Here is a 26,456-nt window from a genome sequence, read left to right as displayed (position 1 = left end):
ATCGGCTGCACGACGCGCACAAAAAAGCCGCCCCGAAGGGCGGCTTTTTCTTTCAGTTCAACGCAGACCTGGGCGCCGGTCGTACCGGCGCTCCGGCGTCAGCGCGAGCCGCTCGGACGCTGACCGCCACGGCCACCATCGCGACGGCCTGCACCGGCACCGGCGGCAACACCGGCCTGACGCGGACCGCTGCTGCGCTGGCCGCCCGGCTTCTTCGGGCCGGCATGCGCATGCGCCTGACGCGGTGCATCGCCATGCGGACGACGGGCGTGGCTCTTGCGCGGGGCGCGATCGCCGCCCGGCTGCTCGGCACGGCCCGGCGCGCTGTTGCCCCAACGGATCGGGGTCTGCGGCTCGTAACCCGGCACGTCGCGGATTTCCACGTCGCGGCCCAGCATGCGCACGATCTGGCGCAGCAGCTTGGCTTCGTCCTGCGCCACCAGCGAGATCGCCTCGCCGGTGGAACCGTTACGGCCGGTGCGGCCGATGCGGTGCACGTAATCCTCGGCCACCATCGGCAGGTCGTAGTTGATGACCTTGGGCAACTGGTCGATGTCGATGCCGCGCGCGGCAATATCGGTGGCCACCAGCACGGTCACGCGGCCGGCCTTGAAGTCGCTCAGCGCGCGCATGCGCTGGCCCTGGCTCTTGTTGCCATGGATCGCCGCGGTCTTGATGCCGGACTTTTCCAGGAACAGCGCCAGCTTGTCGCTGCCGTGCTTGGTGCGGGCGAACACCAGGGTCTGCTCGCGGCTGTCCTGCGCCAGCAGGTGCAGCAGCAGGTCGCGTTTGCGCGCGCCATCGACCGGGTGCACGCGGTGGGTGATGCTCTCGGCCACGGTGTTGCTCGGGGTGACCTGGATCTGCATCGGGTTGCGCATGAACTCCAGCGCCAGCTGCTTGATGTTCTCTTCGAACGTTGCCGAGAACAGCAGGGTCTGACGGTCCTGGCGCGGCAGCTTGGTCAGGATGCGCTTGATAGACGGCAGGAAGCCCATGTCGAGCATGCGATCGGCTTCGTCCAGGATCAGCACTTCGATGCCGGACAGGTCCACGCTGCGGCGCTCGATATGGTCGATCAGCCGGCCCGGGCAGGCGATCAGCAGGTCCACGCCGCGACGCAGGGTATCGAGCTGGTTGCCCATGCCCACGCCGCCGTAGATCACCGCGCTCGGGATGCGCAGGTACTTGCTGTAGCCGCGCAGGCTGTCGTGCACCTGGGTGGCCAGCTCGCGGGTGGGGGTCAGGATCAGCGCGCGCGGCTTGCGCGGGCCGTTGACCGGCTGCGGCGAGGTGCCCAGGTGCTGCAGCAGCGGCAGGCCGAACGCGGCGGTCTTGCCGGTACCGGTCTGTGCGCCGGCCAGCAGGTCATGCCCTGCCAACACCAGCGGGATGGCCTGCTGCTGGATCGCAGTGGGGGTTTCGTAACCCTGCTCGGCCAACGCGCGCAGCAGGAAGGGCGCCAGGCCCAGGGATTCAAAAGACATCAGGAAGCTCCAAGTAAAGCGTCGCCGCCAGGCCAGGCCCGGAGCGCAAACGCATTGCAGATGCAAAAAAGTGAGGCTCGGAGCGTTCCCGTGAACCGCGCTGCGAGATGGTGGAACAACCCAATCAAGAAGCGATGGGTTTGTCGGCACCACGAAAGGCGTCGGGTGGGGCGGGCGAGCGGATCGATCGATCCTGGCCTCGCCGGCTGTCCCTAAGGGAAACGGACGGCCGCATGCAGACCGCGCCAGTGTACGCGCGTTTGGCGCGCTGCACAAAAGGCGAGTTCATCGGTTGGGCTACGGGTCAGTTGTTTCAGTTGCAACCACTGTTGCGACAGGCCGTACAATCGACCGATCAGCCACAGCACAGGACGGTCATGAAGCTAGGTTCCCTGAAGGAGGGCGGCCGCGATGGCAGCCTGATCGTGGTCGCGCGCGACCTGCGCACCGCGGTCCGCGCCACCGGCATTGCGCCCACGCTGCAGCGCGCGCTGGAAGACTGGAGCAATGTCGCGCCGCGCCTGAATGCCTTGTCGGCCTCGCTCAACGAGGGCAGCGCCGATGGCGTGTTCGATCTGGATCTGCAGGCGCTGGCCGCACCGTTGCCGCGCGCCTACGAGTTCGTCGACGGCAGCGCCTACCTGCCGCACGTGGAGCGCGTGCGCCGTGCGCGCAATGCCGAGGTGCCGGAAAGCTTCTACACCGACCCGCTGATGTACCAGGCCACCAGCGCCGGGTTCTACGGCCCGCGTGATGCGATCAAGGTGATCAGCGAAGACCACGGCATCGATCTGGAGGCCGAACTGGTGGTGATCACCGACGATGTGCCGATGGGCGCCTCGCCCGAGCAGGCCGCCGCGCATATCCAGTTGGTCGGCCTGGTCAACGACGTGTCGCTGCGCAATCTGATCCCGGCCGAGCTCGCCAAGGGCTTCGGCTTCGTGCAATCCAAACCGCGCTCGGCGCTGTCGCCGGTGTTCGTCACCGTGGATGAACTGGACGAGGCCTGGCGCGACAACAAGGTGCACCTGCCGCTGGTCACCCACGTCAATGGTGCCTGGTTCGGCGCGCCGGAAGCCGGCAACGACATGCAGTTCGACTTCGCCCAGCTGATCGCCCACGCCGCCAGGACGCGGCCGCTCTCGGCCGGCACCATCGTCGGCTCCGGCACCATCGCCAATCAGGACACCACGCTGGGCGCCTCGTGCTTTGCCGAGCAGCGCGTGGTGGAAACCCTGCGCGACGGCACCCCGAGCACGCCGTTCCTGTCCTTTGGCGACGTGGTGCGGATCGAGATGTTCGCTGCCGATGGCGCCAGCATCTTCGGTGCGATCGAACAGCGGGTCGAACGTCAGCCGCTGCCATGAGATCGGCAAGGGCGTCTGCACAACACTGCCTGCGAGGCCGGGCATGAGCGCGCCACTGGAACTGTTCTCGTACTGGCGCTCCAGCGCCGCGTATCGCGTGCGTATCGGCCTGCACCTGAAGGCGCTGGCCTACCTCGCGCATCCGGTGCATCTGGTGCGCGACGGCGGCGAGCAGCATGCACCGGCCTACGCGCAGCTCAACCCGCAGGAACTGGTGCCCACGTTACGGCACGGCGCGGTGGTGATTCCGCAGTCGCTGGCGATCCTGGAGTATCTGGAAGAGGCGTTCCCGGACAGCGCGCGGCTGCTGCCCGCAGCGCCGGCCGCGCGCGCCCGCGTGCGCGCCCTGGCGCAGGTAATCGCCTGCGACGTGCATCCGCTCAACAACCTGCGCGTCACCCAGTTTTTCGAGCGCGAATGGCAGCTGGATGCTGCGCAGCGCCAGCAATGGACGCGGCACTGGATGCAGCGCGGTTTTGCGGCGATGGAAGCGCAGTTGGCCGGTGATCCGCATACCGGCACGTTCTGCCACGGCGACACGCCGGGCCTGGCCGATTGCCTGCTGATCCCGCAGCTCTACAACGCGCGCCGTTTCGACGTCGATCTGACGGCGTATCCGATCCTGCAACGCATCGAACAGGCCTGCCTGGCATTGCCGGCATTCGCGGCGGCGCGGCCGGAAATGCAGGCCGACGCGGTGCCGGCCTGATCGGCGGCAGGCCTTAGCCTGGTGCGGGGGCACATCCGCGTTGAATCGCAGCCCGGGCAGGGCAGGTACCGGTAGCGAGCGGTTGTCGGTTGGCCGGGTGGTGCGCAGGCGGGCGCGCGGTCTCCGCGCACTGGGCACCGGCCGCGCTCGGCGGCACTCATGGGTTGATCGGAGCTAGCCGCTGCGCTGTCCCAACCGTGCGCACCGCTCGTACGCCGGCAACGGCCCTGCGCAATCCGCCGCGCCGGGCAGGTGCGCGGCAATAGCGCGCACCTGCCGATGATCAGATAAAGCCGTGGCTGATCTTCGGCGCTGCTGCCGTTTCGTAATCCGCGTACGGGTCGTGCTCGCCGGAACCGCCCTCGGACAGGCGGAACTTCAGCGCCAGGCCATCGCGCGAGTCGGCCGCGCGCAGCGCTTCCTCCTGCTCGATTTCGCCGGACTTGACCATGCGGAACAGGCATTGGTCGAAGGTCTGCATGCCTTCTTCAAGCGATTCCTCCATCGCCTGCTTGACCTCGTGCACCTGGCCACGGCGCAGCAGGTCGCGGATCATCGGCGTGTTGAGCAGCACTTCGGTCGCCGGCCGGCGGCGTCCGTCCACGCCCTTGACCAGGCGCAGCGACACCACGGCGCGCAGGTTCAGTGCCAGGTTCATCAGCACGTTCTTGTGCGCGCTCTCGGGGAAGAAATTGAGGATGCGCTCGATGGTCTGGTCGGCATTGTTGGAGTGCAGCGTCGCCAGACACAGGTGGCCGGTCTCGGCGAAGGCGATCGCCGCCTCCATGGTCTCGGCATCCAGGATCTCGCCGATCAGGATCACGTCCGGCGCCTCGCGCATCGCGTTTTTCAGCGCGCTCTGGAAGGCGTGCGTGTCCAGGCCCACCTCGCGCTGGTTCACGATCGACATCTTGTGCTTGTGCAGATATTCGATCGGGTCCTCGATGGTGAGGATGTGCCCGGTGGTGGTGCTGTTGCGGTGGTCGATCATCGAGGCCAGCGAGGTCGACTTGCCCGAGCCGGTCGAGCCGACCACCAGCACCAGCCCGCGCGGGGTCATGATGACGTCCTTGAGCACCTGCGGCAGGTTGAGCTCTTCGATGCTGGGGATCCGGCTGCGGATGGCGCGGATCACCATGCCCACCTCGCCGCGCTGCTTGAACACGTTCACGCGGAAGCGCCCGGCGTCGGACAGGGCGATGGCCATGTTGAGCTCCAGCTCGCGCTCGAACTGCGGTACCTGGCCTTCGTCCATCAATGAATAAGCGATTTTCTTGACCATTCCCGGCGGCAACCCCGTATTGCCGAGCGGGTAGAGCTTGCCTTCGATCTTGATGTACACCGGTGCGCCGGTGGTCAAGAACATGTCCGAGGCATTCTTTTCGGTCATCAGCTTCAGGAAGTAGCCGATATCCATGCGCAATGGTTCCCCAACAAACGGCAGCGTCTCGTTGCAAGTCCGCCGCAGGCTTCCGACAATGGCCGTGCTCGAGACTTCTCGCTACGGCTCCCCTAATGACGGCTAGCTTCGCATACTTGCGGCGATCCCTGTATGGCATCGCCTGTTTCATGGTTCTTTCCTCTCCTGCTGCCGCCCAGGTGGCACCGGAGCTCACCGCCGCCGAACAGGCGGTGCAACGCGCCACCCAGGCCGATGCCGACCAGTACGCGCCCGATCTGGTCAATCTGGCCCGCCAGGAACTGATGCAGGCCCAGCAGGCTCAACTGGACAAGCGCCAGCGCAAGCAGGTGCCACAGATCGCCTTGCGCGCAGCGGCCGACGCCGATCTGGCCAAGGCGCGCAGCGAAGAGGCGGTGGTCACCGCCCAGCTGGAACAGCGGCGCAAGGAAGTGGCGCAACTGCAGAACAGCCTCAACACCGGGGAGGCCGGCCGATGAAACTGCGTCCGCTTCTCTATCTGGGTGTACTGAGTCTGGTCACCGTCCCGTCGCTGGCAATGGCGGCCAAGGACGACCCGCAGGCCGACGCGCTCAACCGGCGCCTGGCCGCGCTGCAGAACGACCCGCAGACCAATGAACTGGCCCGCTTCGAGCGGCTGCAGGCGCAGCAGAGCGTGGCGGCGCTGGCCGAGGCCAAGCGGCGCGACCGCGACGAGCTGGTGTTCCTGGCCGACCGTCGGGTCGAAATCGCCGAACTCACCGCCCGCACCGCACTGGCGCGGCGCGAGCTGGATCGATTGGAGGGCACCCGCAACGACCTGCTGATCGAAGCCAGCCGCCGCGACGCCTCGCGCGCGCGCCAGGAAGCCGAGCGTCTGCGCGTGCAGGCGCAGATCCAGGCCGAAGAGGCCGAGCGCATGCGTCAGGCGGCCGAACAGGAGACCCTGGCCCGTCAGGACGCCGAGCTGGCGCTGACCAGCGTGGCCGGCAAGCAGACCGCCAAGCTCAATGCGGCCCAGCAAAAAGCGGTGCAACTGGCGCATGAAGAAGCCGAGCTGGTGGCCGGGGCCAAGTTGCCTTCCGCCAAGTTCGACAGCCGCGGCGAAGTGTTTTCGCTGGGTAGTGGCGCCTTCGGTGGCAAGGCCGCGCTGTCCGGCGATGCTGCGGGGCAGGCCAAGGCACTGGCCGAGTATCTGAACATCGGCAAGAAAGGCCGGGTCAGCATCGTCGGCTACGACAGCGATGCGGCCACCGCCAAGAAGCGGGCCGAAGCGTTACGCGATGCCTTGGTGGCTGCCGGTGTCGCCAGCGCACGGCTGCAGGTCAATGGCACCAAGGCCGCCGCCAGCAAGACGCGCGCTGCCGAGGTGGTTGTCGCGCCGTAATGCAAGTGGTTGGAAGTTAAGGTCTTTTAACCCGGGCATGACGCCCGGTTGAACCGCGGTCACTGATTGAGGCAGGGAACGGCAAAAGCAGCCGTTCTGGCCTTGAACCCCCTCCGCGACCGGCGTAGGGTCGTACTCCCGGGCAGCACTCCGCTGCCTGGAAGTACGGAGGGCCGGGCCAGTGACGCAAGGGCACGCATCAACGCAATTCGGTGGACAGCTTTTTGGTTCCGCCAGTGCGCTTGCCATTGTGATCCGCGAGTCTTCCATCCCCAAGCAGCGCCCCGTGCCGCCCGCGGCCGGGGCGTTCTTGTTTTAAGTGTTTCAAGTGAAGGAGGTAACGCCATGTTCGAAGGGCAACCGCAGACCGAAATCGACGCATTGGTCAAGTCCGATCCCGAGTTCAAGCAGCTGTACCAACGCCACAAGCTCTTGAACAAGAAATGCATGGATGCCGAACTCGGGGTGCTCCCCATCGACGACGTGACCTTGGGCCAGATGAAGCGCGAGAAGTTGCAGGCGAAAGAAAAGCTCACCCGGATGTACGACCAGCTCACCCACTGATCCTTCCCCACCGCTAGAACAAGTTCACCGCCGCGGGCGGTGGCGGCCTCCTCGTCGGCTTGCCACCGTCCGCGTCTTTATTTGCGCAACCCGTGTCACGCGCCTGGCGGCAGGGCGCGATGCCCGCCTGGCGGCCGCGCACTCATGCCGGTGGTAGCGGCGCAGCGCTGGCTGAGCCCGCCCGTTCACGGGCCGGCGCGATCGGTTCCAGTCTGAATGAGCATTCCCCAGCCGTTCGTCGGATAATGGGCGGCCAAGCCCCGCGCGACGCAGTGACGATATTCCGATGGCGATCCATTCCTCCGTACTCGAACTGATCGGCAACACGCCGATCGTCAAGGCACAGCACCTGGACACCGGCGTCTGCGAGCTGTTCCTCAAGCTGGAGGCGGCCAACCCCGGCGGATCGATCAAGGACCGCATCGGCCTGTCGATGATCGAGGCGGCCGAACAGCGTGGCGACCTCACCCCGGGCGCGACCCTGGTCGAAGGCACCGCCGGCAACACCGGCCTGGGTCTGGCACTGGTCGCCCAGCAGAAGGGCTACCGGTTGATCCTGGTGGTGCCGGACAAGATGAGCCGCGAGAAGATCTTCAACCTCAAGGCCATGGGCGCCCAGGTGGTGCTGACCCGGTCGGACGTGGCCAAGGGCCACCCGGAGTACTACCAGGACCTGGCCGCCAAGATCGCCACCGAGACCCCGGGCGCCTACTTCATCAACCAGTTCGGCAACCCGGATAACCCGGCCGCGCACGAATTCGGCACCGGCCCGGAGATCCTGGCGCAGATGGACAACGATCTGGATGCGATCGTGTTCGGCTGCGGCAGCTCCGGTACCATGACCGGCCTGTCGCGCGCCTTCGCCACCGCCTCGCCGCACACCGAGCTAGTGCTGGCCGACCCGGTCGGCTCGATCCTGACCCAGTACATCGAAGAGGGCACGGTCAGCGAGAAGTCCGGCAGCTGGCTGGTCGAAGGCATCGGCGAGGACTTCCTGCCGGACATCTCCGATTTTTCGCGGGTCAAGAAGGCCTATTCGATCACCGACGCGGAAAGCTTCCACACCGCGCGCGAGCTGCTGGCCAAGGAGGGCATCCTCGGCGGCTCGTCCACCGGTACCTTGCTGGCCGCCGCGCTGAAGTATTGCCGCGAGCAGACCACGCCCAAGCGCGTGCTGGTGTTCGTCTGCGATACCGGCAACAAGTACCTGTCCAAGATGTACAACGACTACTGGATGCTGGACAACGGCTTCCTGGAGCGCCCGCAGCACGGCGACCTGCGCGACCTGATCCTGCGCCCGTACAACAAGCGCGACACCGTGGTGGTCGGACCGAAGGACCTGCTGACCACTGCCTACCAGCGCATGAAGCTGTACGACGTCTCGCAGCTGCCGGTCATCGATGACGGGGAGTTGGTCGGCATCGTCGACGAGAGCGACGTGCTGCTGCATGTGTACGGCGACGAGGCACGCTTCCGCGACCCGATCTCCACTGCCATGGTCAGCAAGCTCGATCGCCTGGATGTCGCCTCGCCGATCGAGGCGCTGCTGCCGGTGTTCGACCGCGGCCAGGTCGCCATCGTCATGGACGGCAACCAGTTCCTGGGCCTGATCACCCGCATCGACCTGCTCAACTACCTGCGCCGCCGCGTGCAGTGATCGCAGCTGGCCGCGCGCCCGGATGGGACGCGCGGCACCGGCCATTCAGACCTGCTTGCTACAATCCGCCACTTTTTCCGGGAACCTCCATGTCCAATCGCACCACACCCAGCCACGATGGCGAGCGCGAACTCTCGCTCGCCACGCTGGCGATCCATGGAGGGCAGTCGCCGGACCCCAGCACCGGGGCGGTGATGCCGCCGATCTACGCGACGTCCACCTATGCGCAGTCCAGCCCGGGCGAGCATCAGGGCTTCGAGTATTCGCGTACCCACAACCCCACGCGCTTTGCCTATGAGCGCTGCGTCGCGTCGCTGGAAGGCGGCACGCGTGCGTTCGCGTTCGCCTCAGGCATGGCCGCCACCTCCACGGTGATGGAGCTGCTGGACGCCGGCAGCCACGTGGTGGCGATGGACGACCTGTATGGCGGCACTTTCCGCCTGTTCGAGCGGGTGCGTCGCCGCACCGCCGGCCTGGATTTCAGCTTCGTCGACCTGACCGATGCGGCCGCCTTCGAAGCCGCGATCCGTCCCGACACCAAGATGGTGTGGATCGAAACCCCGACCAACCCGATGCTCAAGCTGGTCGATATCGCCGCCATCGCTGCGATCGCGCGCAAGCACGGGCTGCTGATCGTGGTCGACAACACCTTCGCCTCGCCGATGCTGCAACGCCCGCTCGGCCTGGGCGCCGACATCGTGGTGCACTCGGCCACCAAGTACCTCAACGGCCACTCGGACATGGTCGGCGGCATCGCGGTGGTCGGCGACAACGCCGAACTGGCCGAGCAACTGGCCTTCCTGCAGAACTCCATCGGCGGCGTGCAAGGGCCGTTCGACAGCTTCCTCGCACTGCGCGGCCTCAAGACCCTGCCGCTGCGCATGCGCGCGCATTGCGAGAACGCGCTGGCGCTGGCGCAATGGCTGGAAACCCACCCCGCGATCGAAAAGGTGATCTACCCCGGCCTGGCCTCGCACCCGCAGCACGCACTGGCCCAGCGCCAGATGTCCGGCTTCGGCGGCATCGTCTCGATCGTGCTCAAGGGCGGCTTCGAGGCGGCCAAACGTTTTTGCGAGAAGACCGAACTGTTCACCCTGGCCGAATCGCTCGGCGGCGTCGAAAGCCTGGTCAACCATCCCGCCGTCATGACGCATGCCTCCATCCCGGTGGCCCGCCGCGAGCAGCTTGGCATCAGCGATGCGCTGGTGCGTTTGAGCGTGGGGGTTGAGGATGTGGGGGATTTGCGGGGGGATCTGGCGCAGGCGCTCGAGGCATCCAGTTCTCCATGACCGCGTCGCCGCAACGTCAGGGCATCTTCGCGTATTGGCGGAGCGGGCTGGCCGGCCTTCGACTGCAGTCGTGGGTACGCCAACAGTCCTGGTTGCAGCGTATCTATCGCGTTTTCCCGCAGAGTTGGCGCGACCGCGTTTCTTCCACGCTGTCCGCCCGCTCTTTGGTTCAAACGCGGTTTCAGCGCACCGCCGCCTGGGAGCTGCGCGCGAAAGGCGCCGACACTTCCTTGCCGATGGACGCTGATTTCTCCGTCACCCGGATTCCATCGGTGGGGATCAACATTGCCGGCTATCTCCGTGGCGAATTCGGGCTGGCTGAGAGCGCAAGGATGTATGCGCGTGCGCTGATCAGCGCTCGCGTTCCCGTGTCGTTGTATGACCTGGATATGGGGCTTCCACACTCCTGGGACGACCGGAGTCTGGATGGTCTCATCGACCAGCGCATGCCGCACCAGGTCACCGTCGTCTTCGTTAACCCCGACTACCTCGAAGCCGCCTTAGAGAAGATCGGCCGGGCCCGTATGGACGGGCATTACGTCATTGCGTGCTGGTTCTGGGAACTTGAAGTGATTCCGCCAAGTTGGCTGAGTGCCATTGCGCTGGTGGACGAGATCATGGTGGCCTCACGATTCATCGAGGATGCGTTCCGCAACGTGACCGACAAACCGATCATGCGACTTCCGCTGCCGCTTTCTGACCAGCCTGATAGCGGCTTGCAAAGACAGGACTTCGGGCTGGATCCGGAAACCTTCGTCTTTCTTTTCACTTTTGATTTCCACTCCTTCGTGGCCAGGAAAAATCCCCAGGCCGTGGTCAATGCATTCAGGCATGCGTTTCCGGACGGCCGTGACGACGTGCGTTTGGTCGTGAAGTCAAGCAATGGGCATATGTATCCCGAACAAATGGCAGAACTCCTGGGCCTGGTCGCGGCAGACAAGCGGATCCTGCTGCGGGACGAGGTGATCGACAGGATGCACGTGCGGGCGCTGCAGCGATGCTGTGACGTGTATGTGTCGCTGCATCGGGCCGAAGGCTTCGGGTTGGGGCTTGCCGAGTGCATGTCACTTGGCAAGCCGGTCATTGCGACGGGCTGGTCGGGCAACATGGAGTTCATGACGGACAGCAACTCCTGCCTCGTAGACTACGACCTGGTGCCGGTTGCGGGGCGATATCCGGAGTCGGATGGCGCGCGCTGGGCAGAGCCCAGCATCGCATCTGCCGCAGCTGCGATGCGTCGGCTTGCGGACGACCCGTTACAGGCGCGGCGGCTGGGCGAAGCAGCCAGGGCCGATATCTGCATAAGGCTTGCTCCCCGAAGCGTAGCGGGACACCTGCTGGCAAGGGCTGCGAAGGTGGTCGCGTCAACGCACTGACGGTGACTGTTTTTGTCGATCCTGTGATGTAGCGATTTGGTTGCCCGCTTCACCAAAGTAGTGAACACTTTCAGAGGTAGTAACGTTGGACATGATCCGGTCCGTATGGGCCTTCCGATACTTCATCCTGTCGTCGATCAGGAATGACCTGCGTCTGCGCTTCCTGCGCAGCAAACTCGGCGCATTGTGGATGATCATCCACCCGCTCATGCAGGTGCTGATCTTTGCGACGATTCTTTCCGAGGTGCTGGCCGCGAAGCTGCCAGGCGTCAATAACAAGTTTGCTTACGCACTGTATCTGATGGCCGGAACGCTTTGCTGGACCCTGTTTGCCGAATGCATTGGCAAATGTGTTTCATTGTTCGTGGATAACGGCAATCTGATGAAGAAGCAGGCCTTCCCGCGGATATGTCTCCCACTCATTGCCGGCGGCACCGTCATGGTGAACAATCTGTTGCTGTTCCTGGCAATCATCATTGTGTTCGCTATCCTGGGGCACACCTTGGGCCCGCAGGCAGCTTGGCTGCCGCTGCTGATGCTGCTGACGTTGGCTTTCGCGATTTCGATTGGATTGCTGCTCGGCGTCTTCAATGTCTTCGTGCGTGACATCGGGCAGGTTGTACCGGTCGTTCTGCAGGCAATGTTCTGGGTGACGCCTATCGTTTACACCATCGATATCCTTCCCGCGCAGACCCAGGAACTCTTCAAGCTCAATCCGCTGTTCCCGCTTGTCAGTGCATATCAGGGAGTACTTCTTTACGGACGTTCCCCGGCGTGGATCGAGCTTGTCCCGCTCATGCTGGCCACCCTCGTCCTGTGTGTCCTGTCGTTGGTTGTTTTTCGCCGCGCGAGTGCCGAAATGGTGGATGCCCTATGAGCCCTGTGTTGATGGTTGAGGGGCTTGGGAAGTCCTACCGTGTCTGGGGCAGCGAGTGGCTACGCGCTGCCAGCTGGTTCGGGTTGAAGGTCAAGCCGCGAGAGGAGCACTGGGTTCTGCGGAATGTCGGGTTCTCAGTCGCTCCGGGTGAGTCGATCGGGATCATGGGGCGCAACGGCGCCGGAAAGAGCACATTGCTCAAGCTGATCACCGGTACGTCGCAACCTACCGAGGGACGCATCATCCGGCACGGCCGTATCGCCGCGATTCTTGAGCTCGGCATGGGTTTCAATCCGGACCTGAGTGGCCGGGAGAATGCCAGACATTCTGCCGGGCTCATGGGTTACACATTGGAGCAAATCGACAAGGTGTTGCCCGAGATACAGGAGTTTGCCGAGATCGGAGAGTACTTCGATGAGCCGGTACGCACCTACTCAAGCGGTATGCAGGTGCGCGTCGCGTTTGCGGTGGCCACGGCATTCCGGCCCGATGTACTGATCGTCGACGAAGCATTGTCGGTGGGCGATGCGTATTTTCAGGCGAAGTGCTTCAAGCGCATCCAGTCTTACAAGGACGAGGGCATGACGCTCATCCTCGTCAGTCACGCGGTCGGAGATGTTGTCAAACACTGCGATCGTGCCATTTTGATCAAGGACGGTAGCGTTCATGCCGATGGGCCCTCGCGTGAGGTCTCCAACCTTTATCTGGACGAGTTGTTCGGCAAGAAGCCTGCATCGCTTCAAGCACAGGCCGATGATGCGCCAGGCCAGATGCACGCTGGCGATGAGGATATCTTTCATACGCGCCCTTACTACAATGCCGGCGAACACCGTTGGGGGCAGGGCGGTGCGCGAATTCTCGATTATGTCGTTGTCAGCGGCGGGGAGGAATTTCCTGCTCGCGTAGAGAGCGGTACCAGGACGGTATTTTACGTCAAGATCGCTTTCGATCAGGATTATGACAGTGTGGTGCCCGGGTTTTTGATTAAAACCCTCGAGGGTCTATTCCTCTACGGCACCAACTCCTTCCTTTCCAGCGAAGGGCGGGCCGGGATTTCGGTAAAAGCGGGACAGGTAATCGTCTGCAAGTTCAGCATGCCTCTCGACCTCAATGAAGCGAACTATCTGGTCTCGCTCGGCATTTCCAGTGGTGACCCGCTTGTGGAATTGACGCCGCTGGATCGTCGTTACGACGCCATCGTGCTGAACGTCGCAAGGGGGATGCAATTCTGGGGGATGATGGACCTCAAGGCCGATTTCGAAATCGTAGAAGCGTTGTCATGACGGCGTCAGGATCTACCATCACATCAGAGAACATTAGTCATGACTGAGACAATGCATATTGGCGCGCGGGTGGCCGCTCTGCCTGAGAAATATCAGCCAATTTTCGGACATCCCGAGCTTTCGGAGGGAAGTTCGCGCGGCTGCGAAGACAGGTTTGTGCTGATTCGCGAATGTGCACAAAGGCTCCAGGGAGAACTTGGCCGCCCACTGCGGGTGTTGGATCTCGGCTGCGCCCAGGGATTCTTTTCATTGAGCCTTGCGGCCGAGGGGCATCAGGTCCACGGTGTGGATTTTCTGGATCTCAATGTCGATGTGTGCCAGGCGTTGGCCCAGGAGCACCGGATGTTCGCTGCGTCTTTCGAGCACGGCACAGTGGAAGACGTCATCGCGCGGCTTGATCCAGACCAGTACGATCTGGTCCTGGGGCTGAGTGTCTTCCATCATCTGGTGCATTCCCAGGGAATTGCGCGAGTGGCTGGATTATGTCGCAAGCTCTCCGAGGTCACGGACGCCGGGATCTTCGAGCTGGCATTGCGTGAGGAGCCGCTGTACTGGGGGCCCTCCCTGCCGCACGACCCGGCGGAGTTGTTGGCCGATTATGCCTTCACCAGGTTGTTGTCGAGGCAGGCAACCCATCTGTCTTCGATTTCCAGGCCGCTGTACTTCGCCAGCAGCAAGTTCTGGTACGTGGGTGAGGCCGTCGGCAGGTTCAGTTCCTGGTCGGGCGAGGCGCATGCCTATGGACGTGGAACGCATCAGTACAGCAGACGCTATTATTTCGGCGACAAGGTGTTCGTCAAGAAGATGACGATGGGCATCGGTGGGCGCGCCGAAATCAATTGGCAGGAATTCAATAACGAGGTCGAGTTTCTCAGAAATCCTCCTGCATCGTATCCCGTACCACGGCTGATTGCGGCCTTGGACGATGCATCGGATTTGTTCCTCGTCAGGGAAATGGCCGGCGGACGCCTGCTTTCGGAGTTGATCGACGACGGCTCGCCCTATGATCCGGACAAAGTAGTCTCCGAATTGCTTGAGCAATTGGTAATGCTCGAGCGCGTGGGTCTTTATCACAATGACGTGCGTTGCTGGAATGTTCTGATTTCGCAGGAAGGCAAGGCCATTCTGATCGACTACGGCGCCATTTCTGCCGAAGCCACCGATTGCTCCTGGCTGGGCGACTTATTGTTGTCCTTCCTGATTACGGTCAAGGAAATCCTGCAACGTCGCATTGTTCCGGCCAGTCCCGGTCGGGAACCGGCTTTGGACTTCATGACGCTTCCTCCTCGTTATCGCAATGCTTTCATCCAGGCATTTGGGGGAGACCAGGCACGCTGGACGTTTGCAGAGTTGCAAGAGTGCTTGGCGCGTTCTGAACCGGTTGCATTGCATGCGCCTGAGTGGACATCGCTTTACAGCCACATGCAACAGGCGTTGCTGAGCTACAACACACGCCTTGGCGCCCTCTATACCCAGAACGAGCATGACCGTGTTGAGCTTGCGGCACGCGCATCCTTGATTGAGCGCCTGCAGGTAGGGGCTCAGCAGGCCCAGGACAAGCTTGCAACCCTTCAGCTGGAAGCAGAGACGGCCGATAACCGCTACCGCGATCTGGAAAAGGTGAGTAGCGAACTTCAGGAGTGGGCAAAAGATCTGGAAAAGCGCACTGCCGAAGCCGAGGACAGGGAGAAACAGCTCAACAATGGCATGGCGGATCGGGAGGCCGAGAACGCAAGGCTCGTCTCGCAGATTTCGATGCTCGAGTCCGAACTGGAAGAGCGTCAACGGGTTCGTGAACTGTCGGAACTGCTTGCCGCTGACCTCAGTCGACTGGTCGAGGAGCGCGATGGCATGCAGGTCAGCATGTCGGAGATGGAGCGCGTCAACACGCAGCAGCAGTCAACCATCGACGAACTTCAGGCGAAAATTGTTTCCCTGGTTCAGCGCGTCAATAGGTCGGAGACCACCAGCGCAGCGGACGCACGCAGGGTGAAAGAGCTGCAACTGGAGCTGTCCCATCGCTTGCAGGCCCTCGAGGACGCACGTAGCCGCATTCGTGAACTTGAGTTGGCAGTGGATATGCTGGAGGGCCAGATCGGAGAGCTTCATACGAGCCGCTCATGGCGTGTGACAGCACCTTTGAGATGGGTCACCATGAAGGTAACCAAGCGTGGCGGACCTTTTGTGGTTCATGCACCGCAGCGGCTGGAGCGCACAGAGCCTGTGCTTGCGGAGGATGAGGTGGCAACGCCCGCCGATGTGGCAATCGACAAGCAGCTGGCAGCGCTGGATCAGTTGGGTAGCCGGATCAGGAAGTCGAAGAAATAAGGACAGGGATTGCCAGGTACCGGCAAGGACATCATGAAGGGGAATGTAGGTGAAGAGAGTTATTGTGCTTGGCGCGCAAGTGCCGTTTGTCAGAGGCGGCGCGGAGCTGCTTAACGAAGAGCTTGTCAAGCAAATCAATCTGTGGGGCAAGCAGCGCCAGGTCGTCGCAGAGCTGGTGCAGTTGCCCTACAAGTGGTATCCAGAAACAGAAATTCTGTCTTCCATGCTCGCATGGAGGTTGTTGAATTTGAACGAAAGCAATGGTCAGAAAATCGACCTGTGCATCTGCACCAAGTATCCGACCTATGCCGCCTCGCATGCCAATAAGGCGCTTTGGCTCGTGCATCAGCATCGAGTGCTTTACGACCTGGAACGTACGCGCTTCGATCAGCCCCACCTGACCGCGAAAGATTCGGCGGTGCGTGATGCCCTGCGGGCGTCCGACCGGGAGTTGCTGGCGGAGATCGAGCCTCGATATACCATTTCTCAGACGGTTACCGACCGTCTGCAGCAGTACAGCGGTCTGGGCTCTGAGGTTCTCTATCCGCCGTCGAAGCTGGCGCCATTCATCACCTCGGGAGACTATGGCGACTACGTGCTGTGTATCGGTCGTCTTGAATTGATGAAGCGTCCCGATCTGCTGATCCGGGCCGCGAAGCATGTCCCCCATGCCAAGGTGGTCATCGCCGGAACCGGCGCCAGCGAGTATGCCCACTCTCTGGCACCGCTGATCCGCGAGCTGGGCCTGACGGATCGCGTCGAGCTTGCGGGCTTCGTGGAAGACGAGAAGCTGCTTGAGCTGATTGCCAACTGTCGTGCGGTCTTCTACTCGCCGGTGGATGAGGATTACGGATTTGCGACGTTGGAAAGCTTCGCTGCCTACAAGCCGGTCATTACAGTTGACGATAGCGGTGAAGTGGGCAGGATCGTCGAATCCACCGGCAGCGGTTGGGTTACAAGTCCTACGCCAGAGGCGATCGCTGAGAGCCTGCTCGATTGTTATGCGAAAGAACCGGCACAACTTCGTGCACTGGCTGAGGCTGGTCAGCACATGAGTACCTCCATTACCTGGGATCGCGTGATAAGCAATCTGGTGGAGAGTCGGCTTTGAGTACGCCGTTTCGCATCGCGATGGTCGGGCCGCATCCTCCGGAGCGCTCAGGCATTGCAGAATACACGGCAGGTCTGTCAAACCTGCTGCGAGATCAAGGGCTGCAGGTCGATGCGATTGCCCATGCCGATCTTGTTCACCTCGGGATGAACAACACCGTCCATAGACTGCTTGGAGCGGACGCGATCGTTTACCAGATGGGTAACCATCCAGTGTTCCATGGATGGATGCTTCCATTGATGGCAGCAGCGCCGGGAATCGTGCATCTGCATGATCTTGTGTTGCATCATATGGCTGCTGGGGTTCTGAATGATGAAGGCCGCCTTCTCAACGGCGACTATTTCAGTCTGCTGGAAAAGTGGTTATCCAGCACCGACGTCAGAACCGCCAAACTGGCGCTTCGTAGCGGATCGCCTGTCTGGAATCGGGAAGATGTGGTGCGTTTTCCGCTGCATCAAGTGGCCACCAAACTGGCCACTGAGGTAGTAGTGCACTCACGATATGCAGCCGATCAAATCGTCAAGGATTTTCCCTGGCTCCCCGTGACGGTGGTGCCGCAGTTGTACCCGGCGGTCGCTCAGCATCGCATTCGTGACAATCTGCGCACCATCGCGCTGCTGGGCGGTGGGCATACGAATCGTCGCTTCGATTGGATTGTGCAGGCGCTGTCGGCGATCGACTCCGAACTGAATGGGCTGATTACGTTGGAAATCGCTGGTCAGGTAGAAGCAGTCGTACTCGACCAGCTGGAGAGTATTGCAGACCTGCGTAACGTGCAGCTGATCAATCATGGCCATCTCGACGACGATCAGTTCAGTAAGGTATTCGAGCGTGCGGATCTGATGATTGCCTTGCGCCAGCCAACGATGGGCGAGGCTTCGGCTGTCGTATGCAAAGCGATGCAGGCGGGTCTCCCCGTCATCGTATCGGATCACGGTTGGTATGCAGAGCTGCCCGCTTCGGTAAAAAAAGTCGCGCCGGATGCAGAATGCCCGGACGCTCTGGCAGCGTTGCTGCGTCAGTTGACGCTCGCCCCTGCAACCTATGCCGCCTGGGCTGAAGAGTGTTCCGATGCATCAAGACGGCTGGCACTTGATCCTTATGCAGCCGCGGAAGGATATGCGCGGCTGTTGAGACGCCATCGGGTTGTTTCCGATTTCAAGGACTGTGTGGCTGATGCGGTCGCAAGCCTGAAGGTCGACATCGATTCTCCGCTTGCCGAGGAGCTGCATCGAATCGACGTGCTGAGCAGCCTGCGCGGGGATCGTTGGGCGAACCCAGCCCTGGCAGCATTGAAGGATCAGGAGCTGGATTCGCATGCGCGTGTGGTGGGGGCAACAGTGGGACCCTATCCCTACAGTGAGCCGTTGCCGGAAGAGGCCTTTCAGGGGCAGGCTGTCGTTGCTGAGCAGGAGGTGCTGGTTGCCGAGCCGTCCAGCATAATCTCCTTGCGTGTCGAATTGACCAACAACAGCGAATACTCTTGGTTCAGTCCGCTCGGTCACGCATTGCGGCCGTTCGGCATTTATCTCGGACACTTCTGGGTTCATGTCGAAACACCGACGGCGGTAGCCGAACAACCTCGCCATTTTATTCACGATGCGGTCGCGCCGATGTCTTCTGCAGTTCACGATCTCACAGTGCGCGCTCCGGCAGTCGCTGGTGACTACTACCTGGAGATTGATCTAGTCCAGGAGTCGGTCTGCTGGTTCAAAAGCCGTGGGTTTTCACCGGCCCGACTTCTCATTCGAGTAGAAGCCGCTCAATAATGAGCGGCGTGCTCATCCACCACAGGTCCTTATCCATGAAAAACAGTAAGAAATCTCCTGTTTCCTTCGGCTCCGTTGCCGTCCTGGCGACGGTGATTGCGTTCACCGGCTGCTCAAAGGCTCCCGAGGCAGAACAGCCAGTGAAGGCCGAACCCCAGCAGGCTGCCCAGACCACCGAAGCAGGCGGCATGTCGACTCCGTTGACGCAAGAGCAGGTTGGCGCACGCTACGCCATTGCCTCGGAGCCGGTACTGGCCAATAACGGCGAACTGGTACGGGTTGCAGTGTCTGTCACCAATTCGGGCAAGGTCGCCATCAACTCAAAGGGCACACTGCCGGTCAATCTTGCCATCTCCCTGGTGGATGATTCCGGCAATGTCTCGAACCGGGACTTCCTGCGCGCTCCGCTTCCTGCCGAGGGCATTCCGGCGGGTGGCTCCGCTGAAGTGATCGCAGATGTGCCCAGCCAGGCGGTGATTGGGAAAACGCTGCGATTCGGCCTCGTCCAGGAATCGGTGGCGTGGTACAGCGACTTCAAGGTGGATTCGCTCGATTATGGCCCCCTGACTTCGTGCCAGGACCAGGGCAAGGAAACAGTTTGTGGTGCGGGCGGAAAGCCTTTGGCCACGCGCTGAGACTCAATGATCATCGGAACGAGCCGCGTTCAATCTCGGCTTGATTCCGGAATTTATAAGTAACCAAGAGAGGGATGATGAAAACTGCGTTGATTACCGGCATTTCCGGCCAAGACGGTGCCTACCTGGCCCAGCTGTTGTTGGATAAAGGCTACCGTGTGTTCGGCACATACCGCCGTACCAGTTCGGTCAATTTCTGGCGTATCGAAGAGGTGGGAATTGCAAATCACCCTAATTTGCACCTGATCGAGTACGACCTGACCGACCTTGGTTCGAGTATCCGTATGCTTGAAAGCACGGGCGCCACCGAGGTTTACAATCTGGCGGCTCAAAGTTTCGTGGGCGTATCGTTCGACCAGCCGACGACGACCGCGCACATCACCGGCATCGGCCCGGTCCACCTGCTGGAAGCCATTCGGCAGGTGAACAAGGACATCCGGTTTTACCAGGCCTCGACATCGGAAATGTTTGGCAAGGTGCAGGCGGTCCCGCAGATCGAAAGCACGCCGTTCTATCCTCGCAGCCCTTATGGCGTTGCCAAGCTGTACGCGCATTGGATGACGGTCAATTACCGTGAGAGCTATGGCATCTTCGGCTCCAGCGGGATTCTGTTCAATCATGAAAGCCCGCTGCGCGGCCGCGAATTTGTGACACGAAAGATCACCGACTCGGTGGCCAAGATCAAACTTGGACGCTTGGAATGCCTGGAGCTTGGCAATCTGGATGCCAAGCGCGATTGGGGTTTTGCGCGCGAGTACGTGGAAGGGATGTGGCGCATGCTTCAGGCCGATGAGCCGGATACCTTTGTTCTGGCGACAAATCGCACTGAAACCGTCCGTGATTTTGTCAGCATGGCCTTCAAGGGGGCCGGAATTGACGTCGAATTCCGCGGCAAAGATGCAGATGAAACTGCAGTGGATGTCGCTACCGGCAAGGTGGTGATGCGCATCAATGCGAAATTCCACCGTCCTGCAGAAGTGGATCTGCTGATCGGTGATCCCGAGAAGGCAACGCGCGTCCTCGGCTGGAAGCCTGAAACCACGCTGGAGCAGCTCTGCCAGATGATGGTCGAGGCCGATCTCAAGAGGAACGCGCATGGCTTCTCGTTCTGATCTGAACGGCAAGCGGGTTCTAGTCACTGGCGCGTCCGGTTTCACCGGCCGCTATGTGGCTGATGAACTAAAAAATCTAGGCTGCGAAGTGCTGGGGCTTGGCGGCTCCGATCACTCCGCACCGGACTGGGCTAGCGGCCTGGCCTCTGTCGACCGTCATTACCAAGTCAACCTGCTCGATCAGGATGCCCTGCGTGAGGTGCTGAAGACTACCCGTCCGGATATCATCATTCACCTGGCTGCGCTTGCGTTTGTAGGTCACGGGAGTGCAGATGATTTCTACAACGTAAATTTGATCGGCACGCGTCATCTGCTGCAGGCAGTGGAAGAGGCTGAAATTTCTCTCGAGCGGCTCCTCATCGCCAGCAGTGCCAATGTTTATGGCAACTCCTCGGAAGGGCGTTTGGATGAGTCGGTTGCTCCGGCACCAACAAACGATTACGCCATCAGCAAGCTGAGCATGGAGTACGTGGTTCGGCTTTGGCAGGGTCGGTTGCCTGTCACCGTAGTCAGACCATTCAACTACACGGGTAAGGGGCAGTCGGAGAACTTCCTCATTCCCAAGATTGTCTCGCACTTTGTCAGGCGAGAGCCACGGATCGAGTTGGGAAATCTGGATGTGTCGCGTGACTTCGGTGACGTCAGGGCAGTGGCATCGGCCTATGGCAAGCTTTTGCAATCAGCCGATGCCATCGGTCGTACAGTCAATGTGTGCTCCGGAACGGCTTATTCCCTTCGGGAAGTGATCGACCTGTGCACACAGATCACTGGCCATTCGTTAGAGGTCTCTGTGAACCCGAAGTTTGTGCGTAGCAATGAAGTCAAGATGCTATGTGGCGATAACCGATTGTTACAGGAACTTACCGGGAGCTGGACGTCTCCGCCGTTGCGGAAAACCCTGGAATGGATGCTCGAAGAAGGCTGAGTGAAGCTCGGCCTCGCGAAATGCTGGCAGCTGGCTGGCTTCCGTGATCTATCTACGCGTATGCGACGCACAGAAGCCTGAGGTGCGGTGACTGATGTGGCCAGACAGCCTACGTCACGTTGGATATGACGTGACGTAGGTTGCTTGGTAGACGTGCGATCAATGGTCGATCTGAGATACATGATTCCGCGGCGTGCGCTGTCACCAGGTGCAGAGGCGCGCACCGGATACGGGTCAGGTAACGCCAGGCCTGATTGCATTTGCTGGCTTGCCCGTCCACGGCCAGTGACTGCTAGGGCGTGGGGCCCAACAGCTGCATAGACCTGAGTGAAATGCCCAGAGCGCGCGCGTCCGGAGATATTCCAAGCTCGACTGGTGAGGCTGGACGATCGAAGTGCAGTTCGACCCTGACTTCATCGCCAGCCGCCAATTTTGGCAGGGCAATACTGATTAGTTGCGGCTCTGGAGCCGATGCTGTGAGGGCTTGGTGCTGCCAGTTGCCACCATTCACACGAATACCAACATCCATGGATTGGCGTCGTGGAGCCCAAAGGCCACCAGCCTGCATGACCAGTCGAGCGCCTGCGTTTGCCGACGTTTCCATCCGCATTAAAAGGCCTGCATCCTCGCCGACGGACCATACTCCGAAGGGTTCATCTGTTGACCAGCCATTTGTCAGAAATGGCCTCAGGTCAGCAGGACCTATCCTATCACCTGCGGAAATAACCGCGGGCCTGGTTGAAGCAGCATCCAGGGGGGACTCGGTCTCTCTTGCCGTACAGCCAGGAAGTAACAGGCATAAGACGGAAGCTAGTAGTGCAGCCTTAATGTCGCGATTGATGGCAATCATTTTGAATTCCGTATGCCAGTTGTGCTGAAGCGATGCATATTTCGTTAGGTTAGTCAGTCGACTCGATCGGAGCGAATTTGATCCAGTCGAACGCCATGCCGAATCCAGAAGAGTGATTATCGACTGGAAGCAGGAAGGTAGCCCTGTTATTGCCATCCTTCAGGAAGGACGAGGGCAATTCTCCATAAAACTCATTAGAAGTGAGCCAGCGAACCGGGACCACATGGCCGTTCACTGAAATCGCGAGCTTCTCAGGGTGTATGCCGGGGGCGATGGACATGACCTTTCCCCGAACTCGATAAACCCGGCCAGTTGGTTTCAGCTGGAATTGAAGCCATGGATTCTCAACGACGGTCCACGAGAATGAACCATGTTCTATAGGTCCTTCATGTTGCCACTGGGCATCCTGCCATCCGCGTCCCGGCGCAGGCACGTCCAAATTCCACCAGCGGCCGAAATCCCACCTGAAGCTGGTCTCTTGGTCCCTGTGGCGAAATTGATCGAAAGCCAGAAGCCAGGGGGAGGGAGCAAGCATGGCGCGATAGCGCCGCGAAAGGGCGTCGTTGCGCAACGAAAGCTCGTCTTTACGCGCACTACTCAGCGGTACAACGCCCTCTTCGGGAATGCGCACAATCTGCGTCCTGCTCTTGTCTGCGCGATACAGAACGCTTTGCGGCGGCGACGTATAGTCTGGCCCATCAATGGATGGGCCTGAACTGAACTCCCAATGGTCAGGGTATTCTGCGCATCGGCCGGTGCGGCCTCTTTCATCTGTGTGTTGCCAGTCGTTCTCAGGTTGATTGCAGATCTGTACCACGTCGATCGGCTTGCCGTACAAATAGGTTAGCGCGTTCATCATGTTTTCCCGGAGCATCCACACGCTGTTGATAAGGTGGGAGCCATCAAGAATGAGAAGATCGCGGTCGTTGGCGATATCCGGCAGGCTTACAGCTACGTCCTGGAGGACTTTGCGTTCTGTATCAGAAATCTGTGAGTAGTGATGGAACTGGAACATTTGTGCCGCCATGCCCAGTACGATCAATACGGTGCCGAACAACATTGCCAGGGTTCGACGGGCTCCAGAAAACAGCATGACCAGAGCCACCGTGGCCAATGCTCCGCCTGGAGTCGCGAAGAGGAAGGTGCGTTGACTGATGCTGGTATGCGCCGGTGATGCAAGAAAGGGAAGATAGCCGACGGCGGCAAATGCCACGCCGGTAAAGAGCACCCGTAGCGACCAACGCACGCCGATTTGCTTTTCCGGGGTTGGTGCGGAAAAGGGTTCGCGTATGTAGAGGAGCAGAGCCAACGCCATCAAAGCAATGGCCGACAGATACCAGAAGCTGCGGTACTCGACGAAGAGAATCCTTCCGGCGTCGATCCAACCGCCCACTACGCTTCGGCCGATGCCTGTGTAAAACATCACGAGGGCGCGCTCTTTAAGCAGGGCAATGCCGCCCGCCTGGCTCTCTAACAGATGCCCTTGGTAGGTCGAGCCAGTCTTGGCAACGTAGTAGATGTAGGCCAAACAAGCCAATATGCCTATGCACCAGACCAGCGAAACATACCAGCGACGGAGGGGAAGTCTGACCGTCTCCACCAATCCCAATCGGCACCAGAGCAACAGCAGAGGCAAGATGGCGTATGCCAATGCCACTTCATAGATCAGCGTGGCAACAACCAACATTGCGGTAGACACAAGCGATACCAGGATCGCCCTGCTCTTGCCCATCAGTTGGCTTTCATATGCATGCACTATCCCTGTCACGCCGGCAAACGCCAGCAAGACAGACCAGTTGATATGGAAGGAGCGGAACGACAGCTGCATTGTATCTGCGGGATAAATGACCACCAGCAGCGCCAACAACACGGCATGGAGCCGCGAGCGCAGCAGCCACCACCCCAGGATTCCGCCGCAAACACCCTTCAACAACAAGGCCAGCATCTGCAACAGATGCATGGCGAAAAAGGAGTTTGGCGATAGTTGGTACGCGATCGCATTCGGCAACAACATGAGAGGCCGCATGCGGTGGCTGGGAAGCGGCCCGCCCTCACCAACCACGTAGAACACGCCGTGGCGAGTGAACAGGTTCAGAAGATCCCATTCCTCGATATGTCCCATCATGTTGAAGCCGAAGGGAAGCCAAAGCAGCATGACGATCGCTGTGGAGCAAGCGATGAACAACATGGTGCGCTGGGAAGCGTCGTTGCGGATAACGGGATTGGACATTCGATGGCTTGTTTGGTTGCAGTTGCGGCGTAGGTTGGATTTAGACGTGATCGCGACGTCGGTCCCGGTTGAAGACCCAGAAATTCATCACGAGAAACACCACGACAGGCACGACGACGGCCGAGAACGCAATGCCCCACGCGTAATGCAAGTGCAGACTGTTCACAGCCACGCCCATCCCGATGATGGACAAGGCGAGGTTGAAGCTGTGCAGCAAAATGAAGCGCAAGCCTTCCGAACTCAGATGACCCGAGGACACGAACGTAAAGTTGCGATGCGCGACGAAATTGATTGGCACCAACACCAGGTAGCACAGCGCCGTCGCCATGGTCGGCTGCATGCCGAGCTTTGATACAGCCAACCAAGTGAGCGCACTGAAGGCGACGGTACTGGCGCCGCCAACGATGCAAAAGCGCAGAAAGCGTGCCGCCAGGGCGCGATGACGCTGCGATATCACTGCACGTTCTCTTGCTCTTGGCCTACGTTGAGCTGTTGGCCCTTGATGTATTGGGGACGATTGCTGACGTTGAGCAGCACGCGCCCCACGTACTCGCCCACCACGCCCAGCGCGAGTAGCTGGATGCCGCCCATGATCAATACCGCGACGATCAATGACGTCCAGCCGATGACGGTGTGTGGCCAAAGCAGCTTCTGCACGATCAACACGATGGCGCACAGGAAGCCGAGCCCGGAAGAGACGATGCCTGTCAGCGAGGCTACCCGTAACGGCGTGATCGAGAAGCTTGTGGCCATCTGCATCCACAGCGAGATTGATTTGCGCAGGCTGTATCCAGACTTGCCGTCGCTTCGGGCGTGGTGCTCAGCCTCTATGGTGGTGATATTGCTGGTGCTCTGGACGATAAGGCCATCGACATAGACGAAGGGGCCGCCGTAGCGCAATATTTCGTCACGAACTTCGCTGATCAAGCCGCGAAATGGCGAAAGATACAGCCCGCGGGGTTTGGCGAGCAGCCATGAAGCCATGCGGTCATTGAACTGGCTACCGAGGCGTTTCCAGAGAGCGTGTCGCCGGCTCTTGAACTGCACGTAGCAAACATCTGCTCCACTGCGCAGCTCTGCCACGACGCGCCCGATGTCGGACGGGGAGTGCTGTAGGTCGTCGTCCATGGTGACGATGTAACGGCCGCGTGCCACACCGAATCCCGCCATTAATGCGTTGTGCTGCCCCGCGTTCTTGCGCAGCCGGACTCCCTTCAACCAGGGCCGGGAGGCGCACAGCCCTGTTATGACCTGCCAGGAATTATCCGGGCTGCAGTCGTACACCAGTACAACTTCGAATCGGTCGGTGAGCGCAGTCAGCGACTCCTCGAGTTTCTCGGCAAGCGTGGGCAGGATGGTGGCGCTGCCATAGACCGGGATGACGACGGAAATATCAGGTTGCATCGCTCGTTCCGTAGTATTTGCGAATCAGCCTGGTGATGTATCCGGGAGAGGAATCAATGCCGATGGCGGTTGCATAACGAACAAATGGCGCCGGATCAGGCATGGCACCACCGCCTCGGTCCACAAAATCGATGGTTGCCTTTTTGCCCAGCGTGGCCTCCAGCATCGAGACCAGCTCGAGCAGGGTGACGTTTTCTGGCGGAGCCAGATCCAGCACAGCATTGGTTTCGAGGCGGCGCTCCACGAGATGAAGTGTCACTCGGGCGACATCTTCTACGTCGATCAGGCAGCGCACTGCCTTGACCCAGATGCGCAAGGGCTCCGCGTTGCGGATGCCACTGGCGAGATAGTTGGACAGAGTGTGAGGGTTGTCGGTGCGTCCAACGACTTGAGGCAGGCGCAGAATCAGATACTCGTCCCGTTCCGCAATCAGTCGTTCCATTCTCAGCTTGTGGCGGACGTAATGGGTTTCTGCGCGATCGGGGTCTGTCACGCTGCACGTGCTGAAGTACACGAACCGGCCCCGCGCCTCGTCCAAGGCCTTGACCAGCAGACGTGCTTCCCTTTCGAATGCCGCAGGATCGGTCTCGGACGAATTGGACACCCCGGAGGCAAATACCGTGGCGTTGAGCTCAGCGAGCCTATTTGCTGTGAAGGATCTGGCCAGCAGGCCATTACCGATGATCACTTAATTACC

The 26,456-nt window shown here is 60.8% G+C and carries 22 protein-coding genes; 16 read left to right on the top strand and 6 right to left on the bottom strand.

Annotation, left to right across the window (positions count from 1 at the left end):
* Positions 1–98: 98 nt before the first annotated feature.
* Positions 99–1,487 carry a DEAD/DEAH box helicase gene (locus tag ACCQ04_RS17235; RefSeq protein WP_046344419.1) on the bottom strand — a complete coding sequence of 463 codons (1,389 nt, stop codon included), beginning with the start codon at positions 1,485–1,487 and terminating at the stop codon, positions 99–101.
* 308 nt (positions 1,488–1,795) lie between these two features.
* Between ACCQ04_RS17235 and ACCQ04_RS17230 the strand changes: the two genes are divergently transcribed.
* Positions 1,796–2,854 carry a fumarylacetoacetate hydrolase family protein gene (locus ACCQ04_RS17230; protein WP_026064014.1) on the top strand — a complete coding sequence of 353 codons (1,059 nt, stop codon included), beginning with the start codon at positions 1,796–1,798 and terminating at the stop codon, positions 2,852–2,854.
* Positions 2,855–2,897: 43 nt separating this feature from the next.
* Positions 2,898–3,563 carry a maleylacetoacetate isomerase gene (maiA, locus tag ACCQ04_RS17225; protein WP_226427476.1) on the top strand — a complete coding sequence of 222 codons (666 nt, stop codon included), beginning with the start codon at positions 2,898–2,900 and terminating at the stop codon, positions 3,561–3,563.
* 283 nt (positions 3,564–3,846) lie between these two features.
* Here the strand turns inward: maiA and ACCQ04_RS17220 are convergent, their stop codons facing one another.
* Positions 3,847–4,980, bottom strand: a complete 1,134-nt coding sequence (locus ACCQ04_RS17220; RefSeq protein WP_016900968.1) for a PilT/PilU family type 4a pilus ATPase — start codon at positions 4,978–4,980, stop codon at positions 3,847–3,849.
* A gap of 98 nt (positions 4,981–5,078) precedes the next feature.
* Here ACCQ04_RS17220 and ACCQ04_RS17215 point away from each other — a divergent pair, with 98 nt between their 5' ends.
* The 14 genes from ACCQ04_RS17215 to ACCQ04_RS17150 all read left to right on the top strand — a co-directional run bounded on the left by ACCQ04_RS17215 (position 5,079) and on the right by ACCQ04_RS17150 (position 21,275).
* On the top strand, positions 5,079–5,462 hold the full coding sequence (locus ACCQ04_RS17215) for a DUF4398 domain-containing protein (protein WP_039525328.1): 384 nt from the start codon (positions 5,079–5,081) through the stop codon (positions 5,460–5,462).
* Positions 5,459–6,349, top strand: a complete 891-nt coding sequence (locus tag ACCQ04_RS17210; protein ID WP_184379321.1) for a coiled-coil domain-containing protein — start codon at positions 5,459–5,461, stop codon at positions 6,347–6,349. The genes ACCQ04_RS17215 and ACCQ04_RS17210 overlap by 4 nt, the downstream gene beginning before the upstream one ends.
* Positions 6,350–6,694: 345 nt before the next feature.
* Complete coding sequence (locus ACCQ04_RS17205; protein ID WP_002814034.1) at positions 6,695–6,913, top strand: HP1242/YdcH family protein; 219 nt, start codon at positions 6,695–6,697, stop codon at positions 6,911–6,913.
* A gap of 286 nt (positions 6,914–7,199) precedes the next feature.
* A complete protein-coding gene (locus ACCQ04_RS17200) occupies positions 7,200–8,570 on the top strand; it encodes a pyridoxal-phosphate dependent enzyme (protein ID WP_046344410.1) in 1,371 nt (456 codons plus the stop codon).
* 89 nt (positions 8,571–8,659) lie between these two features.
* Positions 8,660–9,859, top strand: coding sequence for a cystathionine gamma-synthase (locus tag ACCQ04_RS17195; protein WP_184379319.1), 1,200 nt, complete (start codon positions 8,660–8,662; stop codon positions 9,857–9,859).
* Positions 9,856–11,235, top strand: a complete 1,380-nt coding sequence (locus ACCQ04_RS17190; RefSeq protein WP_184458172.1) for a glycosyltransferase family 4 protein — start codon at positions 9,856–9,858, stop codon at positions 11,233–11,235. Before ACCQ04_RS17195 ends, ACCQ04_RS17190 begins: the two co-directional genes overlap by 4 nt.
* A 91-nt stretch (positions 11,236–11,326) precedes the next feature.
* On the top strand, positions 11,327–12,112 hold the full coding sequence (locus tag ACCQ04_RS17185; protein ID WP_226427475.1) for an ABC transporter permease: 786 nt from the start codon (positions 11,327–11,329) through the stop codon (positions 12,110–12,112).
* Positions 12,109–13,395 (top strand): ABC transporter ATP-binding protein, encoded by a 1,287-nt coding sequence (locus tag ACCQ04_RS17180; protein ID WP_226427474.1) that lies wholly within the window; start codon positions 12,109–12,111, stop codon positions 13,393–13,395. Before ACCQ04_RS17185 ends, ACCQ04_RS17180 begins: the two co-directional genes overlap by 4 nt.
* Before the next feature lie 39 nt (positions 13,396–13,434).
* Entirely contained in the window at positions 13,435–15,723 is a 2,289-nt protein-coding gene (locus tag ACCQ04_RS17175; protein WP_226427473.1) for a methyltransferase domain-containing protein, read from the top strand.
* Positions 15,724–15,772: 49 nt separating this feature from the next.
* Positions 15,773–16,834 carry a glycosyltransferase family 4 protein gene (locus ACCQ04_RS17170; RefSeq protein ID WP_226427472.1) on the top strand — a complete coding sequence of 354 codons (1,062 nt, stop codon included), beginning with the start codon at positions 15,773–15,775 and terminating at the stop codon, positions 16,832–16,834.
* 20 nt (positions 16,835–16,854) lie between these two features.
* Positions 16,855–18,603, top strand: coding sequence for a glycosyltransferase (locus tag ACCQ04_RS17165; protein ID WP_226427580.1), 1,749 nt, complete (start codon positions 16,855–16,857; stop codon positions 18,601–18,603).
* Positions 18,603–19,238, top strand: a complete 636-nt coding sequence (locus ACCQ04_RS17160; protein WP_372358573.1) for a glycosyltransferase — start codon at positions 18,603–18,605, stop codon at positions 19,236–19,238. The genes ACCQ04_RS17165 and ACCQ04_RS17160 overlap by 1 nt, the downstream gene beginning before the upstream one ends.
* Positions 19,239–19,315: 77 nt before the next feature.
* Entirely contained in the window at positions 19,316–20,350 is a 1,035-nt protein-coding gene (gene gmd, locus ACCQ04_RS17155) for a GDP-mannose 4,6-dehydratase (protein ID WP_012439287.1), read from the top strand.
* Positions 20,334–21,275, top strand: coding sequence for an NAD-dependent epimerase/dehydratase family protein (locus ACCQ04_RS17150; RefSeq protein WP_184458176.1), 942 nt, complete (start codon positions 20,334–20,336; stop codon positions 21,273–21,275). Before gmd ends, ACCQ04_RS17150 begins: the two co-directional genes overlap by 17 nt.
* 899 nt (positions 21,276–22,174) lie before the next feature.
* On the opposite strand, the gene ACCQ04_RS17145 is transcribed toward ACCQ04_RS17150, so the two are convergent.
* Genes ACCQ04_RS17145 through ACCQ04_RS17130 form a run of 4 tightly spaced genes read right to left on the bottom strand, consistent with a single transcriptional unit; the run spans position 22,175 to position 26,447 of the window.
* Complete coding sequence (locus ACCQ04_RS17145) at positions 22,175–24,355, bottom strand: hypothetical protein (protein WP_226427470.1); 2,181 nt, start codon at positions 24,353–24,355, stop codon at positions 22,175–22,177.
* A 40-nt stretch (positions 24,356–24,395) separates the two neighbouring features.
* Positions 24,396–24,812 (bottom strand): GtrA family protein, encoded by a 417-nt coding sequence (locus tag ACCQ04_RS17140; protein ID WP_164739457.1) that lies wholly within the window; start codon positions 24,810–24,812, stop codon positions 24,396–24,398.
* The gene (locus tag ACCQ04_RS17135; RefSeq protein WP_226427469.1) at positions 24,809–25,759 is read right to left on the bottom strand and encodes a glycosyltransferase family 2 protein; all 951 of its coding nucleotides are present in this window, start codon (positions 25,757–25,759) and stop codon (positions 24,809–24,811) included. The genes ACCQ04_RS17140 and ACCQ04_RS17135 overlap by 4 nt, the downstream gene beginning before the upstream one ends.
* Complete coding sequence (locus ACCQ04_RS17130; RefSeq protein WP_226427468.1) at positions 25,749–26,447, bottom strand: NAD-dependent epimerase/dehydratase family protein; 699 nt, start codon at positions 26,445–26,447, stop codon at positions 25,749–25,751. The genes ACCQ04_RS17135 and ACCQ04_RS17130 overlap by 11 nt, the downstream gene beginning before the upstream one ends.
* Positions 26,448–26,456 lie beyond the last annotated feature (9 nt).

The organism is Xanthomonas sp. NCPPB 2866 (genome assembly GCF_041475745.2).
Lineage (GTDB): Bacteria > Pseudomonadota > Gammaproteobacteria > Xanthomonadales > Xanthomonadaceae > Xanthomonas > Xanthomonas arboricola.
This window is presented reverse-complemented; position numbering and strand designations above follow the sequence as displayed.